This is a genomic window from Micrococcus sp. HOU01 (assembly GCF_035609305.1).
Classification (GTDB): Bacteria; Actinomycetota; Actinomycetes; order Actinomycetales; family Micrococcaceae; genus Micrococcus; species Micrococcus luteus.
On the sequence record NZ_CP141211.1, the window covers coordinates 292,381 to 306,536 of the forward strand.

17 protein-coding genes are annotated in these 14,156 nt (G+C 74.3%); 9 read left to right on the plus strand and 8 right to left on the minus strand.

The features are described 5' to 3' along the window. Positions 1–31: 31 nt before the first annotated feature. Positions 32–1,267 (minus strand): MFS transporter, encoded by a 1,236-nt coding sequence (locus SOY78_RS01365; RefSeq protein ID WP_063189377.1) that lies wholly within the window; start codon positions 1,265–1,267, stop codon positions 32–34. Between the two features lie 24 nt (positions 1,268–1,291). Here SOY78_RS01365 and SOY78_RS01370 point away from each other — a divergent pair, with 24 nt between their 5' ends. Next, on the plus strand, positions 1,292–1,801 hold the full coding sequence (locus SOY78_RS01370) for a MarR family winged helix-turn-helix transcriptional regulator (protein WP_063189379.1): 510 nt from the start codon (positions 1,292–1,294) through the stop codon (positions 1,799–1,801). A 15-nt stretch (positions 1,802–1,816) separates the two neighbouring features. Here SOY78_RS01370 and SOY78_RS01375 read toward each other — a convergent pair whose 3' ends face one another. Next, positions 1,817–2,635 carry a spermidine synthase gene (locus tag SOY78_RS01375; RefSeq protein ID WP_063189381.1) on the minus strand — a complete coding sequence of 273 codons (819 nt, stop codon included), beginning with the start codon at positions 2,633–2,635 and terminating at the stop codon, positions 1,817–1,819. Positions 2,636–2,670: 35 nt separating this feature from the next. Between SOY78_RS01375 and SOY78_RS01380 the strand changes: the two genes are divergently transcribed. Continuing rightward, complete coding sequence (locus tag SOY78_RS01380) at positions 2,671–2,925, plus strand: glutaredoxin family protein (protein ID WP_020624868.1); 255 nt, start codon at positions 2,671–2,673, stop codon at positions 2,923–2,925. Positions 2,926–2,996: 71 nt separating this feature from the next. After that, entirely contained in the window at positions 2,997–3,476 is a 480-nt protein-coding gene (locus tag SOY78_RS01385) for an SRPBCC family protein (RefSeq protein WP_051995337.1), read from the plus strand. A 161-nt stretch (positions 3,477–3,637) separates the two neighbouring features. Here the strand turns inward: SOY78_RS01385 and SOY78_RS01390 are convergent, their stop codons facing one another. Continuing rightward, positions 3,638–4,936: a fatty acid desaturase family protein gene (locus tag SOY78_RS01390; protein WP_061873189.1), complete on the minus strand. Its 1,299-nt coding sequence runs from the start codon at positions 4,934–4,936 to the stop codon at positions 3,638–3,640. Between the two features lie 67 nt (positions 4,937–5,003). Further along, positions 5,004–6,056 (minus strand): ferredoxin reductase, encoded by a 1,053-nt coding sequence (locus SOY78_RS01395; RefSeq protein WP_036314533.1) that lies wholly within the window; start codon positions 6,054–6,056, stop codon positions 5,004–5,006. An 86-nt stretch (positions 6,057–6,142) separates the two neighbouring features. Here SOY78_RS01395 and SOY78_RS01400 point away from each other — a divergent pair, with 86 nt between their 5' ends. The 4 genes from SOY78_RS01400 to SOY78_RS01415 all read left to right on the plus strand — a co-directional run bounded on the left by SOY78_RS01400 (position 6,143) and on the right by SOY78_RS01415 (position 9,556). Next, positions 6,143–7,381, plus strand: a complete 1,239-nt coding sequence (locus SOY78_RS01400) for a PucR family transcriptional regulator (RefSeq protein WP_036314531.1) — start codon at positions 6,143–6,145, stop codon at positions 7,379–7,381. Positions 7,382–7,480: 99 nt separating this feature from the next. Continuing rightward, complete coding sequence (locus tag SOY78_RS01405; RefSeq protein WP_010079880.1) at positions 7,481–7,825, plus strand: hypothetical protein; 345 nt, start codon at positions 7,481–7,483, stop codon at positions 7,823–7,825. Positions 7,826–8,092: 267 nt separating this feature from the next. Further along, the gene (locus SOY78_RS01410) at positions 8,093–9,208 is read left to right on the plus strand and encodes a type I restriction endonuclease (RefSeq protein WP_036314529.1); all 1,116 of its coding nucleotides are present in this window, start codon (positions 8,093–8,095) and stop codon (positions 9,206–9,208) included. Between the two features lie 135 nt (positions 9,209–9,343). Further along, entirely contained in the window at positions 9,344–9,556 is a 213-nt protein-coding gene (locus SOY78_RS01415) for a hypothetical protein (RefSeq protein ID WP_010079881.1), read from the plus strand. 35 nt (positions 9,557–9,591) lie between these two features. Here SOY78_RS01415 and SOY78_RS01420 read toward each other — a convergent pair whose 3' ends face one another. Further along, positions 9,592–10,137, minus strand: a complete 546-nt coding sequence (locus tag SOY78_RS01420; RefSeq protein ID WP_020624710.1) for a GNAT family N-acetyltransferase — start codon at positions 10,135–10,137, stop codon at positions 9,592–9,594. Positions 10,138–10,209: 72 nt separating this feature from the next. Here SOY78_RS01420 and SOY78_RS01425 point away from each other — a divergent pair, with 72 nt between their 5' ends. Then, a complete protein-coding gene (locus SOY78_RS01425; RefSeq protein WP_324701676.1) occupies positions 10,210–10,719 on the plus strand; it encodes a GNAT family N-acetyltransferase in 510 nt (169 codons plus the stop codon). Here SOY78_RS01425 and SOY78_RS01430 read toward each other — a convergent pair. Both SOY78_RS01430 and SOY78_RS01435 read right to left on the minus strand, forming a co-directional pair. Beyond that, a complete protein-coding gene (locus SOY78_RS01430) occupies positions 10,709–11,398 on the minus strand; it encodes a M23 family metallopeptidase (protein WP_020624712.1) in 690 nt (229 codons plus the stop codon). The two genes, SOY78_RS01425 and SOY78_RS01430, sit on opposite strands and share 11 nt — an antisense overlap. Before the next feature lie 12 nt (positions 11,399–11,410). Next, positions 11,411–12,673, minus strand: a complete 1,263-nt coding sequence (locus tag SOY78_RS01435) for an NAD(P)/FAD-dependent oxidoreductase (protein ID WP_324701677.1) — start codon at positions 12,671–12,673, stop codon at positions 11,411–11,413. Between the two features lie 73 nt (positions 12,674–12,746). On the opposite strand from SOY78_RS01435, the gene SOY78_RS01440 reads away from it, so the two are divergent. Then, positions 12,747–13,514 (plus strand): sulfite exporter TauE/SafE family protein, encoded by a 768-nt coding sequence (locus SOY78_RS01440; protein WP_324701678.1) that lies wholly within the window; start codon positions 12,747–12,749, stop codon positions 13,512–13,514. A 21-nt stretch (positions 13,515–13,535) separates the two neighbouring features. Here the strand turns inward: SOY78_RS01440 and SOY78_RS01445 are convergent, their stop codons facing one another. Next, entirely contained in the window at positions 13,536–14,144 is a 609-nt protein-coding gene (locus SOY78_RS01445; RefSeq protein WP_324701679.1) for a TetR/AcrR family transcriptional regulator, read from the minus strand. Positions 14,145–14,156: the final 12 nt, after the last annotated feature.

Consider the following 14,156-nt stretch of genomic DNA (forward strand, 5'->3'; position numbering starts at 1 on the left):
GCGGCGACAGCCCGCGGTCACCGCGCGGGACTCAGGCGCGGGCCACGGTCCCCCGCCGCCCGTGCCGGCGACCGTGCATCACGAAGTAGTACCCGGCGGCGATCACCAGCACACCCGCCAGGGCCGCGTACATGGCGCCGTAGCCGGCGGAGGCCACGAGTCCGCCGAGGAGCACGGGGCCCAGGCCCAGCCCCACGTCCGCGAACAGCATGAGGGTGGAGATGCCGGCGCCGAGCTGGTGGGAGGGCACCGCGTTCACGGCGATCGCCTGGGCCGCGGGCATGAGCGTGCCGTAGCCGAGGCCGCTCAGCGCCCCGGCCAGCACCACCTGCCAGTCGCGCGTGGCGAAGGCCAGCACCAGGAGCGCGGCCGTGAAGCAGAGGAGTGCGGGGTAGACGACGGCGTCGTCCCCCCGGCGGTCCTGCAGGGTGCCCAGGGTGAGGCGCATGACGAGCATCGCCGCGGCGTAGGCCAGGAAGAAGAGGCCGGCGCCGGCCGTGAGCCCGCGCTCCACCGAGTAGGCGTTCAGGTAGGTGAGGATCCCGGCGTAGCTCAGGCCCACCAGCAGCATGAAGCCACTGATCGGCAGCACCGCCGGGTGCAGCACGGAGCGCAGGCGGAAGCCCACCGCGGGGGCGGGGTGCTCCAGGGGGACCTCGCCGGCGGCGCGCTCGCCGTCGACGCCCGCCGCGGCGGGCGCCTCGCGCACCAGCAGGCCCAGCACGAGGCTGACCACCGTGATCCCCAGAGTCGCCCGGAACAGCCACACGTAGCCGATGGAGCCGGCGAGGAAGAGCCCCAGGGCGGGGCCGATCGCGGTGGCCAGGGTGGTGCCCAGCGCGAGGTGGCCGGTGGCCTCCGCGCGTCGCCCGTCGGGGATGGCCGCCTGGGCCAGGGCCATGACGGCGGTGCTGGCGAAGGCGTAGCTGGCGCCGTGGAGCATGCGCACCGCCACCAGGGCCGGCAGTGAGGAGGCGACGAGGTAGAGCGTGCAGGACAGCGCGACGGCGACCAGGGCCACCACCAGGACGCGGCGCTTGCCGAAGCGGTCCACCACGTGGCCGGTGACCACGCGGCTGACGGTGGCGCCGATGACGAAGGCGCTCGAGGCCAGCCCCGCCCCGGCGTCCGAGGCGGCGAACTGCCGGACCGCGTACACGGCCATGGTGGTGACGAGGGCGTAGAACGCGAGGAACTGGAGGAAGGAGACCACCCAGGCGAGGACGAAGGTGGGGGAGGCGATGCGTTCCTGCTCGGCGATTTGCATGATGCAAAAGGTAGCATCGTTTGCATGATGCAATCATCTGAGGGGGCGTGGGTCGACCCGGTCGAAGGGATCATGTACGAGCACATGCTCCTGCTGCGGGTGGCCACGCAGGGGGTGGCCCCCTACGGCCGGTCGAGCGCGCTGGAGCGCAGCGCCACCGTGCTGCTCGCCCGCCTGGAGGCGGGCGGGGCCATGAGCATCGCCGAGCTGGCCGAGGCCTTCGACCTCGACGTCTCCACCGTCCACCGGCAGGTGGCCGCCGCCATGAAGGCCGGCCTCGTCGAGCGGGTGGCGGACCCCGACGGCGGCTCCGCCCGGCTGCACCGTCCCACGGAGGAGGGACGCGCCCGCCTCGCCGCGGAGCTGAGCTCCCGCGCGGACAACGTGGCGCAGATCGTCTCCTCCTGGCCCGCCGAGGACGTCGTCGAGTTCAGCAGGCTCCTGCGGCGTTTCAACGAGGGGGCGGAGGAGCGCCGGGGCCACCCGTGGCCCCGACCGCAGACGGGCCCCGGTGCGGAGGACCCCCGGCTCTGAGCACCGCGCCCGCCCTCAGGCGCGACGGATGCGGTCGGCCAGCGCGGCCGACTCCGCCGGGTCCAGCACGGCCGCCGGATGCGGCCCCGCCGCGGCGAGGCGCTCCGTGCAGCCGGCCTCTCCCAGCGGCGCCCCCGCGGCCAGAACGACGTTGCCCCAGTCCAGGCGCTCCAGCATCCCCTGGTCCGCGAGCGTCCACGGGCCGGGCACCCCGGCCTCGGCGGCCGCCTCCTCGAGGGCGCCCAGCTCGGCGCCCAGGAAGCGCAGGCCGGCGTCGTCGCCGATGTTCACCAGCAGCACCCCGCCCGCCGTCAGCAGCTCGAGCAGCTCCCCGTAGAACACGGCGCCGCGCAGGTGCTCGGTGCCCTCCTCGCCGGTGCCGATGTCCAGCACGACGGCGTCGAACCGCTCCCCGTCCAGCGCGAGGTCGACGGCGGCCAGGCGCGCGTCCGCGACCACGGAGACGAGGTCCGTGCCCGCCGGCAGGGGCAGCTCGGCGAGCACGAAGGACACGAGCTCCCGGTCCAGGTCGACCACCGTCTGCTCCGAGCCGGGTCGGGTCGCCTGGAGGTAGCGCGGCAGGGTCAGCGCGCCCGCGCCGAGGTGCAGGACCCGCACCGGCGCGCCCGCCGGAGCGACGCCGTCGAGCACGTGGGCCATGCGGCGCAGGTACTCGTAGCGGATGCGCGCGGGGTCGGCCAGGTCCACGTGGGACTGGACAGCCCCGCCGATCTCCAGGACGAACCCGCCGAACTCGTCGGGGGCGATGCGGGCGTCCACGCCCGACGTGGACAGGTGGACGGTGCGGCCGGAGGGGGAGGGCTGGGCGGGCATGCCCCCAGCATCCCACCCCTCAGTACGCTGGACGGATGAGTCAGAACGTCCTCACCGTCTACGGCGCCGACTGGTGCCGCGACTGCCTGCGCACCAAGCGCCAGCTCGACGAGCTCGGCGTCGCCTACGACTACGTGGACCTCGTCGCCGACCCGGCCCAGGCCGATGCCGCCGAGCGGATCTCCGGCCGGAAGAACATCCCCGTGGTCGTGTTCCCCGACGGCGACCACCAGGTGGAGCCGACCAACGAGGAGACCGCGGCCAAGCTCACCGCGCTGGGCCTGATCTGAGGTCGGGCCGCCCCCGGCGCGAGCCCCGCCGGCGCTCTCGGTGGGCGCGCACCGGGGTCTACGCTCTCCCCATGGAGCACATCGACGAGACCGCCCTGCCCGCCCCCGAGGACCGCGTCGTGTCCGCGACCCGTCACGTCGACGCGCCGGCCGGCGTCGTCTTCGAGCTGATCGCGGACCCGGCCCGCCAGCCCGAGTGGGACGGCAACGACAACCTGGCCGAGGCCGCCCCCGGGCAGCGGGTGACCGCCGTCGGGGACGTGTTCGTCATGACCCTGCAGAAGGGCGTGGACCGCGCGAACCACGTGGTCGAGTTCGAGGAGGGCCGTCGCATCGCCTGGAAGCCCTCCGAGGTCGGCGGGGAGCCGTTCGGCCAGCTGTGGCGGTGGGAGGTCGACGGCGACGACGACGGCGGCTGCCGCGTCACCCACACCTATGACTGGACGCGGCTCGCCGACCCGAAGCGCATCCAGAAGGCGCTGCGGACCGGCGAAGAGCAGCTCCGCGCGTCGATCGACCGGCTCGCGGAGCTGGCCGAGCGCCAGGGCTGACCGGCCTGCCTCGGCTCATACGGAATCCGTTGCGGTTCTGACCCTTCTGACGGCCGAACCGGCGGCCAGAAGGGTCAGATCCGCAGAAGATCCGGCCCCGGCCCCGGCCCCGGCCCGGGCGCGGGACGGTGCCGACGTGGTCTGCCCCGTCGTGCGCCGCTTCACGGCAGCGCCAGCCGGAACACCTTCTTCCACGCGGAGCCCACCTGCCGCAGCAGCGGGCCGGTCGTGTACGGCAGGCCGTAGCGGGCGCAGATCTCGCGGACCCTGGGCGCCACCTCGGCGTACCGGCTGGACGGCAGGTCCGGGAACAGGTGGTGCTCCACCTGGTGGGAGAGGTTGCCGGTCATGAAGTGCATCAGCTTCGAACCGGAGATGTTCGCGGAGCCGATCATCTGCCGCACGTACCAGTCGCCGCGGGTCTCGCCGTCCACCATCTCCTCGGAGAACGTCTCCGCACCCTCCGGAAAGTGCCCGCAGAAGATGACCGCGTGCGCCCAGATGTTGCGCAGGCCGTTGGCCAGCAGCGTGCCCGCGAGCGTGGCCTTGCCCGAGCCCGTCAGCACCTCGGCGACGGCCGGCGTGGCCACGTAGTCCTTGGCGAACTGCCGGGCCGCCTTGACGCCCACGGAGCGCAGATCCGTCATCAGCTCCTCGCGGGACTTCTCGCCGCTCTGCACGCGGTCCAGCTCGAGGTCGTAGAGGGCGATGCCCCACTCGAAGATCGGCGCCAGCCCCGCATTGATCACGGGGTTGAGCAGGTGGCGGGGCCGCCACGGCTCGGACTCGTCCATGCGCAGGACGTTGTAGCCCACGTCGCGGTCCTTGCCCACCACGTTGGTCCAGCGGTGGTGCAGGTCGTTGTGGGTGTTCTGCCACGCCCGCGACGGCGTCACGAAGTCCCACTCCCACGTGGTGGAGTGGATGTCCGGGTCGCGCATCCAGTCCCACTGGCCGTGGAGCACGTTGTGCCCGATCTCCATGTTCTCCACGATCTTCGCGACCGTGAGCATGGCTGTGCCCGCCACGAACGCGGCGGGGTGGCGTGCGTTGAGCAGGAGGGCGCGGCCGCCGAGCTCGAGCCGGCGCTGCCAGCGGATGACGCGGCGGATGTAGGCCGCATCGGAGGCGCCGCGGCGGGCGAGCACGTCGTCGCGGATCGCGTCCAGCTCACGGCCCAGCTCGGCCACCTGCGCGTCCGTCAGGTGGGCGGCGCCGGGCGGGCGCACCGCCGGGCTCCCGACGACGCCCGGCAGCCCCGGCGTCGTGGCGGCGGCGGTGGAGCGGGACGTGGCGGCACGGGACTCGGCGGTGTGGGGAGCCCAGCTCGTGGTGTCGGGGCGGTCCTGCGGCAGGACCCGGGCGGCGCGGCCGCGCACGGTGGTGCCGGGGATGGCCAGGGCCAGATCGTCCGGGGCGGTGGCGCCGGTGCGGTCGGGGGCGGTGGGGGTCTGGGTCATGTGATGCTCCTGGGGGCGGGAGGCGGGGATGGTCAGGGAGGCCCGGGTCGCGGGCCGGGCGTCAGGTTCACAGGCCGAGGCTCAGCGGGCCGGCGGCGGCGCTCACGCAGGTCTGGATCAGTTCGCCGGGCTCGCCGTGCACCTGTCCGGTCCGCAGGTCCGTGACCTGGCCCGAGCGCAGCGGCGTGAGGCATGCGTGGCAGATGCCCATGCGGCAGCCGGCGGGCGCGGCGACGCCGGCGTCCTCGGCCACCACGAGCAGCGGCACGTCGCCGGGGGCGTCCACCTCGACGTCGGCGTGCTCGAACACCACGCGGCCGCCGGCCCCCGCCACGCCCGGGGCGAAGTCGGCCTGGAACCGCTCGATGGTGAGGTCCGCGGCCGCCTCGCGCCGCCACAGGGCCTCGGCGTCGTCGAGGAACCCGGCCGGCCCGCACGCGTAGGCGGCCCGCTCGCGCCAGTCGGGGCAGAGGCCCTCGAGCTGCGCGGGGGAGGAGAGGTCGAGGCGGCCCGCCTCCGCGGTGTGGTGGTGCACCACGCGCAGGCCCGGGAACTGGTCGGCCAGCTCGGCCAGCTCCTCGCGGAACAGGGCGTCCTCGGGGGTGCGGGAGGAGTGGATGAGCACCACGTCGGCATCCCGGCGCGTCGGCACGAGCGTGCGGATCATGGACATCACCGGGGTCAGGCCTGAGCCGGCGGTGAGCATGAGCAGCGGGCGCGGCTCGTCCGGCAGGGTGAAGTCGCCCTCGGGGATGTCGAGGAAGAGGACGTCGCCGGGCTTCGTGTGGCGCACGAGCGTGCCGGAGACGAGGCCGATGTCGGACACCGTGATCTCCGGGTCCGCGCCCGCGGGGGCGGAGAGCGAGTAGGAGCGCCACTGCCGCACCCCGTCCACGTCGACGCCGATGCGTGCCCACTGGCCGGCGTCGTGGGCCCGCCAACCCGGTCCGGGACGGAACGCGATGGTGACGGCGCCGGGCGTCGCGCGGGCGACGGAGGTGACCACCCCGCGCAGCTGGCGGGAGGAGTGCACGGGGTCGAACAGGCCGAGGACGTCCTGCGGTGTGAGCGGGTGCAGGAGCGTCGTGACCAGGCGGGTGAGCAGGAAGGGGCCGGGCATGCCCCCACGCTATGGCGCAGCGCGCCATGATTCTTCATGTCGGACGTACGATCGACCCGCAGGATTCATCGTGAGGAGACAAGATCATGGCCTCAACCCCCGCCCCGACGCGCGGCACCGACTGGCACCCGCCGTGGCTGTCCCTGCCTTCGGACCTCCCCGGCCGGCTGGCCCCCGCGATCCCGGCCATCATGCAGCGCATCATCGAGACGGTGCCGGAGCAGATCCCGGCGTACGTGAGCGCCCGGGACGGCCGCTACGGCGAGAACCTGACGCGCGGGGTGACCGCGGCGCTCGAGCAGCTGATGAGCCTGCCAGGCACCGCCCGTCCCGCGCTCAGCCCCGAGACGCGGGCGCTCATGGCCTACCTGGGCGCGGGGGAGTTCCGGGAGGGCCGCACGATGGACGCCCTGCTCGGCGCTTACCGGGCCTCCGCACGGATCGTGTTCCGGGACCTGTCCGCCGAATGCGCCCACCTCGGCATGGGCATGTCCGTGGTGATCGACCTCGGCGAGTCCATCTGGGCCTACATCGACGAGCTCTCCTCGGTCAGCGCCCAGGCGTACGCGGAGGCGCAGTCCGCCCAGGCGGGCGTGCTCGAGCTGCACCGCGCCGCCCTCGCCACCGCCCTGGTCCGGGGCGGGACCGAGGAGAAGGAGGTGCAACGGCTGGCCGCGCTCGCGGACTGGCGGCTGCCGCGCCGGCTGGCGGTGGTGGTGCTGCCCGCGGACGCCGGCGTCGCCGTCCGGGAGAGGCTGGGCCGGGCCGGGCTCGTGGTGGAGCGGGACTCGGAGGTGGTCGCCGTGATCGACGCGACGCCCTCCCAGGGCCGCCGCGAGCGCATGCTGCGCCTGCTGGCGGGGACGGCCGCCGTCGTCGGGCCGGCCGTGGACTGGCCGCTCGTGCCCCACTCCTACCGGGTGGCCCGCACGCTGGCCGTCCAGGAGGCGGCGGGCCGGACGGCGGAGCCCGCGCAGGGGGAGGACGACGACGGCGCCCCGTCCCCGATCCTCGCCGCGGACCACCTGGCGCGCGTGGTGCTGGGGGCCGAGCCGCGCGTCGTGACGCAGCTGGCCGAACGCGTGCTGGCGCCCCTGGACGAGGTGAGCGAGGCGAAGCGGGCGGTGCTGGAGGAGACCCTGCTCGCCTGGCTCACGCACTGGGGCCAGCGGGCGCCGATCGCCGCGGAGCTCGGCGTGCACCCCCAGACCGTGGGGTACCGGGTGGGCCGGCTGCGCGAGCTGTTCGGGGAGGCCCTCGAGGACCCCGACGCGCGGTTCGACCTGGAGATCGTGCTGCGGGCGCGGCGGGACGGGGTCGGGTGAGCGGGGCGGCAGGGGGTGCCGTCTGACGGGGGCCTTCACTAGCGTGGGTGGACCACGCATCCCGACGAGGGACCCCGACGAGAGAAGAGGGACAGTGCCATGACGAACGCCCCGAACCGCGACGAGCTCCCCCTGCCGGACTACGACCACATCCCCAACGGCACGCTGCCGACCCGGATCACCGGCCTCGACGAGTCGCAGGTGGAGCAGCTGCTCGCCTACGAGCGCGCCCACGGCGACCGCCTGCCCGTGGTGCAGGTCCTCGAGACGCGGCTCGAGGCGCTGCGCTCCGGCGCCCAGCCCTCCGGCGATCAGGTGCCGGACACCCCGGAGGTCGGCGGCTCCCGCACCGGCTCGCCCGTGACCCCGGAGACGAGCGGCCCGCCCGTGGAGCCCCTGAGCCGCGGCATCCCGGCCGACCCGCAGCACCCCGGCAACCGCTGAGCCGGCCGGGCGTCGCCTGACAGGGCGGCCCCCCGCGGAACGCGGCCACGACGCCCCGTCTCCTTCCTGTGAGAGGCGACGCGTCGTGGCCGCCTCGCGTTCCGGGCGATCCCGCGGTCCGGCCACGGAGCGCCTGCGAGGGTCCCCGTAGCGTGTTTGTGAGCTGGGTTATATTTCGACACAGCTGCGGCGGGCCTTCGGGCGCTGACGTGCGAGGCTGCCGGATTCCCGGCTGTCCGGCTCCTACTCACGGATGGGTGAAACGGCATGACTGAATTCGAGGACAAGCTTGCGCAAGTGGCTCGGCGAGCCCGCGACTACGCAAGCTCCCTGGACACGGAAGAGGCGACGAAGAACGCGCTCGTCATGCCATTCATCTCGCAGGTGTTGGGCTACGACGTGTTCGATCCCCAGGAGGTCGTCCCGGAGTTCGTCGCAGATCTGGGCCTGAAGAAGGGGGAGAAGATCGACTACGCCATCATGCGGGAGGGGAAGGTCAACATCCTCGTGGAGGCCAAGAAGGTCGGCTCGGAGCTGTCCCTGGCGCACGCGAGCCAGCTGGTGCGCTACTTCCACACCAGTGAAGCGCGGATCGGCGTGCTCACCAACGGGCGGGTGTGGAACTTCTACACGGACCTCGACAAGGCCAACATCCTCGACGAGCGTCCGTTCCTCGTCCTCGATCTTCTGGACATCGACCCGGTCACCGTGCCGAAGCTCGAGCAGCTGGCGAAGGGATCCTTCGATCTCGACTCGGTCATCGCCGCAGCCGAGGAGCTGAAGTACGTATCGGCCATCAAGCGCGAGATTTCTGCCGAGATGGCTGCGCCGAGCGATGAGTTGGTGAAGGTCCTCGCCAAGCGCGTGTACTCCGGGTACATGAACGCCAAGGCGGTGGAGACCTTCACCCGGCTCACCGAGGAGGCTGCGCGCCAGTACATCAACGATCGCGTCAACGCGCGGCTGAAGACTGCCCTGGGCGACCAGGTCGCTCCGGTACTGGCGGCTCCCGCTGAGCCCGTGGCCACCGGCGATCAGACGGTCCTGTCCGACGAGGAGAACGGTCAGGAGGGCCAGCTCAAGCCGGGCGTGGTGACGACCGAAGAGGAGATCGAGGGTTTCCGCATCATCAAGGCGATTCTCGCCGGAATCGTGCCGATGAACCGCGTCTACATGCGCGACGCAGCCTCGTACTGCAGCGTCATCCTGGACGACAACAATCGGAAGCCGATCGCGCGCCTTCACTTCGACGGGAAGGTGAAATATCTGGTGCTGTTCGATGCGGACAAGAACAGGACGCGGGCCGACCTCGAGAACTTGGAGGACATCTACGAATCCGCCGAGGCACTGCGGAGCGTCGTCAGCTCCTACGTCGGGGCCTGAGCGGACTCTGACCCGCCTACTGACCGGATCCGGCCCGCGGGCGGGCAGGACTGTGCCCCGCCGCCGTCGATGCGCCACCCTGGTGCGCACGCCCCGGTGGGACAGACCCGCCGGGCGCCGACCCGAGAGGACGTCATGACCCATCACGAGCGCGACGACCGCCAGGCCCTGGCCGCCGGCGAGACCTACCTGATCCACGTGCTGGAGACCTCCGATCCGCCCGGCAACCCGGACCACTACCGGATCACGGACGCGGTCGAGGCCCACCACGCGTCCACCGGCTCCTACGACGTCGAGGCCGGCGGCCTGGACGCCGCCCGCGAGCTGCTCGCCCGCCACGCCAAGTGAGCGACCGGGGCTGAGACGTCCGGCCGGGCCGCGCCTCACGCGCCCGGCCGGAGCCTCATCCCCAGCACGGTGCGCGCCTCGAGCCCCAGAGCCGCGCGGGCCTCGGGCGCGCCGGTGCGGTCCTCGCCCACCACGGTCATCCCGATCCGCTCGGCCACCCGGCGCGAGGCCGTGTTCTCCGGGTGGATGATCGCCACGAGCTCGTGGTGCCCCAGCACGTCCCGGGCGTGGTCCCGGCAGGCGGCGGCCGCTTCGGTGGCGTAGCCGCGCCCCCACAGGTCGGCCCGCACGTGGTAGCCGACCTCCAGGCGAGGCTCCCCGTTGACCTCCTGCCACGTCAGGCCGCAGTCGCCCACGAAGCCGGGCCCGCCGTCGTCGTGGGTCTCGATGATCCACAGCCCGTGCCCGTCCTGCGCGTACCGGCGCCGGTTGCCCGCGATCCACGCCGCCGCCTCCGCGCGCGTGCGCGGGGCGGGGTAGAAGCGCATCACCACGGGATCGGCGAGGAGGCCGGCCAGGTGGTCGAGGTCGGCGTCGGCCATCTCGCGGAAGCGCAGACGGGCGGTGGGGGCGGGCGGCATGCGCCCAGGCTAGCGGCGGGCGGATGCGCCCCGCCTCTTGTCTGCGCGGGGCCGGGCTGGTCGACTGTGCCCATGCCGCATTCCCTCTCCCTGCGCCCGTTGCGGGTGGATGACGCCGAGGCCATGGCCGCGGTCCTCGCCGACCCGGACCTGTACACGTACACCGGCGGGACGCCGCCGGGCGAGGAGGAGCTGCGGCAGCGGTACGCGATCCTCGCGCGCGGTCGCTCCGAGGACGGCGCGGAGGACTGGGCCAACTGGATCGTGGTGCTGGAGCCGGAGGGCCTGCCGGTCGGCTACGTCCAGGCCACCATCCCCGTGGACGGGGGACCCACGCAGATCGCCTGGCTGATCGGCACGCCGTGGCAGGGCCGCGGGCTGGCGAAGGAGGCCGCCGGCCTCCTCAAGGGCGAGCTGCGGGACCGGGGGGTGCGGCGCCTCGTGGCGGATGTCCACCCCGAGCACACGGCCTCCCAGCGGGTCGCCCAGGCGATCGGCCTGGCGCCGACGGACGAGGTCGTGGACGGGGAGGTCCGCTGGGCCGGGTCCGTGGACGACGGCGGCGGCCCGGTCACCGGCTGAGGCCGCGGCGCCGCTCCGGGTAGGAGCCGCCGAGCTCCACGCCCCGCTCGGCCAGGTAGGCCTCCGGGTCCACCGGCTCGCCGTCCACGCGCAGCTCCAGGTGCAGGTGCACGCCGGTGGCGGCGCCGGTCTGCCCGACGCCGGCCAGGTGGTCCCCGGCGGAGACGCGCTGGCCCGCGTCCACCACGGTGGAGTCCGGGGCGGCGTGCAGGTAGCGCCACACGTGGCCGTCCCCGGCGTCCACGGCGAGCAGGTTGCCGCCCGCGTCCCCGCCGGCCTCCACGAATAGGACTCGGCCGTCGGACACCGAGTGGAAGGGCGTGCCCTCCGGCACCCCGCCGAGGTCCACGCCGTCGTGGCGGGTCAGGGCCTCCTCGGACACCCCCGAGGGCACCACGCCCTCGCCGAACGGGTTGGGGCGGGGCCCGAAGCGGGAGGTCACGCGGCCCTGCACGGGCTCGGCGTACCCCTGCGTGTTCACCGTGGGCGGGGCGGGGGTGAAGCCGCCGTTCCAGCGCCGCCGCTCGGCGCCCGCGCCGGCGTCGTCCCGGCCGGCCGGACCGAACGCGAGGACCAGCGCCAGGACGGTCGCGATCAGGGCCAGCGCCCCCACTGCGGCCAGCACGCCCCCGGCCACACCGCTGCCCGGGGAGCCGGCGCCGGGGGTCGGGGTGGTCATCCCCTCAGTCTGTCATGCAGGGTCGGGACGGCCCCGGCCTTCGCCCACGGCATCCCGGCCCGCCACCAGCTCCCGCCCGCGCTCGTAGTCCTCGTCCGCGTTGTAGGTCAGCACGCCCACCACGCGGTCCTGCGCGTCCGTGTACCAGAGAGTGAACCCGCCGGTGCGCTCCACCATGCGGGCCTGCTCGTGGCCGTCGCCCCACGCGGCGTGCTTGAGCGTGTGCTCGCCGATGGTGCTCCAGAACCCGGGCACGGCCTCCCACCGCCGCAGGGACTCCGGGTCCGCCGTCGCCGCGTGGGCCAGCACGGAGGCCTGGCCGGCGCCGCCCGGCACGCCGACCTCGGTGCGGGCCGCGTTGTGCCCGGCGACCTCGCCCATGCCGAGGGCGTCGCCCCAGTGCTCCACGGGGATCGGCCGGCCGGCCACGGCGTGGTGGGCGCGGGCCACGTCCCCGGCCACCCACACGCCCGGCGCCGCCGCCAGGTGCTCGTCCGCCACGATCCGCCCCTCGTGCATGGTCAGCTCGGAGTCCTCGAGCCACCCGCCCCCCGGCTCGACCCCCACCGCGGCGAGGATCAGGTCCGGGGCGAGCGTGGCGCCGTCGTCGAGGTGGACGGTGCGCGGGGCGCGCACCTGCCCCACCCGCACGCCGGTGCGCAGCTCGACGCCGGCGCCGATCAGCCACTGCGCGATCCGATCGCCCGCCTCGCGGCCGAGCCGCTTCTGCTGCGGCACCTCGTCCGGGGTGACCAGCGTGGTCTCCACCCCGCGCAGCGCCAGCGAGGCCGCCGCCTCGCAGCCGATGAACCCGGACCCCACCACGACGGCGGAGCGTGCGTGCCCGGCCGACGTCACCAGGCGGCGGGCGTCGGCGAAGGAGCGCAGTAGGTGCACCTCGGCGTCGGCCTCGACGTCCGGCAGGGGGACCGGACGGGCGCCCAGGGCCAGGATGAGCCGCTCGAAGCGGATCGGCTCCTCGGCGGCCCACAGCGTCCGCGCACCCAGGTCCGCGCCGGTGACGGTGGTGCCGCGGCGCAGCTCGACGCCGTCCGGCAGCTCCTCCCCGGCGATCGGCGTGCCCTCGGGGGCCGCCATGCCGCGCAGCACCTCCTTGGACAGCGGCGGGCGCTCGTAGGGGTGGTCCACGTCCGAGGTGAGCATGAGGACGGGGCCGGGTCCCCCGGCGTCGACGTAGGCGCGGGCGGCGCTGACGCCGGCGGGGCCGCTGCCCACGATCACGAGCGGGAACGGGGTGGAGCTGTGCTGGGCCATGCGGCCAGCATGCGCACCCGTCACGGGCGGAAGCCAGGGCCGACGGACACCCCGGCTCCGGCATACTGCCCGCATGGACCCCTCCCTGGTGTGGCTGCCGGCCGTCGTCGCGCTGGCCGCGATCACCGTGGGCGGCACGCTCCAGCGGGTGAGCGGCATGGGCGTCGGCATGATCGCCGCACCCACGCTGTCCCTGCTCCTGGGCCCGGTGGCGGGGGTGACGCTGTCCAACGTGGCCGCCTCGGTGTCCGCGGTGCTGCTGTTCGCGGTGCTCCACAGGCACGTGGACTGGCCGCGCTTCGTCCGCCTCGCGCCCCTGCTCGTGGCCGGCTCGTTCGCGGGGGCGTGGGCTGTGCGGGTCCTGGACGCCCACGCGCTCGAGATCCTCCTGGGGTCCTCCGTGCTGGTGGCCGTGGCCGCCGTCCTGGGCCTGCAGCAGCGCTTCACCGCCCAGGGGAACGGGGCCGTGTTCGCCTCCGGCGCCGTGGCCGGGTTCATGAACACCACCGCGGGCATCGCCGGGCCGGCGCTCGCGGTCTACGCGGTGGCGAGCCGGTGGGGCCAGCGTTCGTGGGCGGCCACCCTCCAGCCCGTGTTCCTGCTGGCCAATCTCACCTCGCTGGTCACCAAGTCGCTGTTCGGCGCGGCCGTGCCCGCGGGGCTGCACGTGCCGTGGCCGGTGTGGGTCGCCGTGGTGGCGGGCGGTCCGCTGGGTGTCCTGCTCGGTTCGGTGGTGGCCCGCCGGGTGGACCCCGCGAAGGCGCGCGTCCTCGCGATCTGCCTCGCCGGCCTCGGGGGCACGGTGGCGCTGGTGCGCGGTGTGGCCGGCACCCTGGGCTGAGGCGGGGCCGGCGCGCAGGCGTCAGGGCAGGAGGGAGCGCACGGCCGCGGCCAGCGTGTCCCGCACGTCGTCCACCGTCAGGTCCTCCGGGGCCAGGTGCCGCTCGACCGACAGCGTGTGCACGAGCATCAGGAGCATGGCCGCGGTGTGCGTGACCTGCTCGTCCGGGACGTCGGCCAGCACGCGGTGCTCGCGCAGCAGGCCGGCCAGGAAGTCCCGCCGCCGGACGGTCAGCGTCCGGTAGGCTCTCCCCACGGCGGGCTCGCGCAGGCCCACGGCCTGGAACTCGTGGAGGAGCAGGGGCCAGGAGCCCGTGGTCTCGAGCACGACGTCGGCCAGGGCCTCCGCCACGCGGGCCACCAGGTCCTCGCGGGGCAGGTCGGGGTCGTCCAGGGCGTCGGCGACGCCGTCCGTGGCTCGGGTGGCCGCCCGCTCGAACTGGACGGTGCAGGCGGCGGCGAAGAGGTCCGGCTTCCCCGCGAAACCGGAATAGACGGCGCCCTTCGTGTAGCCGGCCTCCGCCGCGATGCGGGCGAGGGAGGAGCGCGCGTAGCCCTCCCGTCCGAACACCCGGGCCGCGTGGTCGAGGATGGCCGCGCGGACATCCTCGCGGCGGGGTCGGGTGGCCATGTTGCCCTCTCG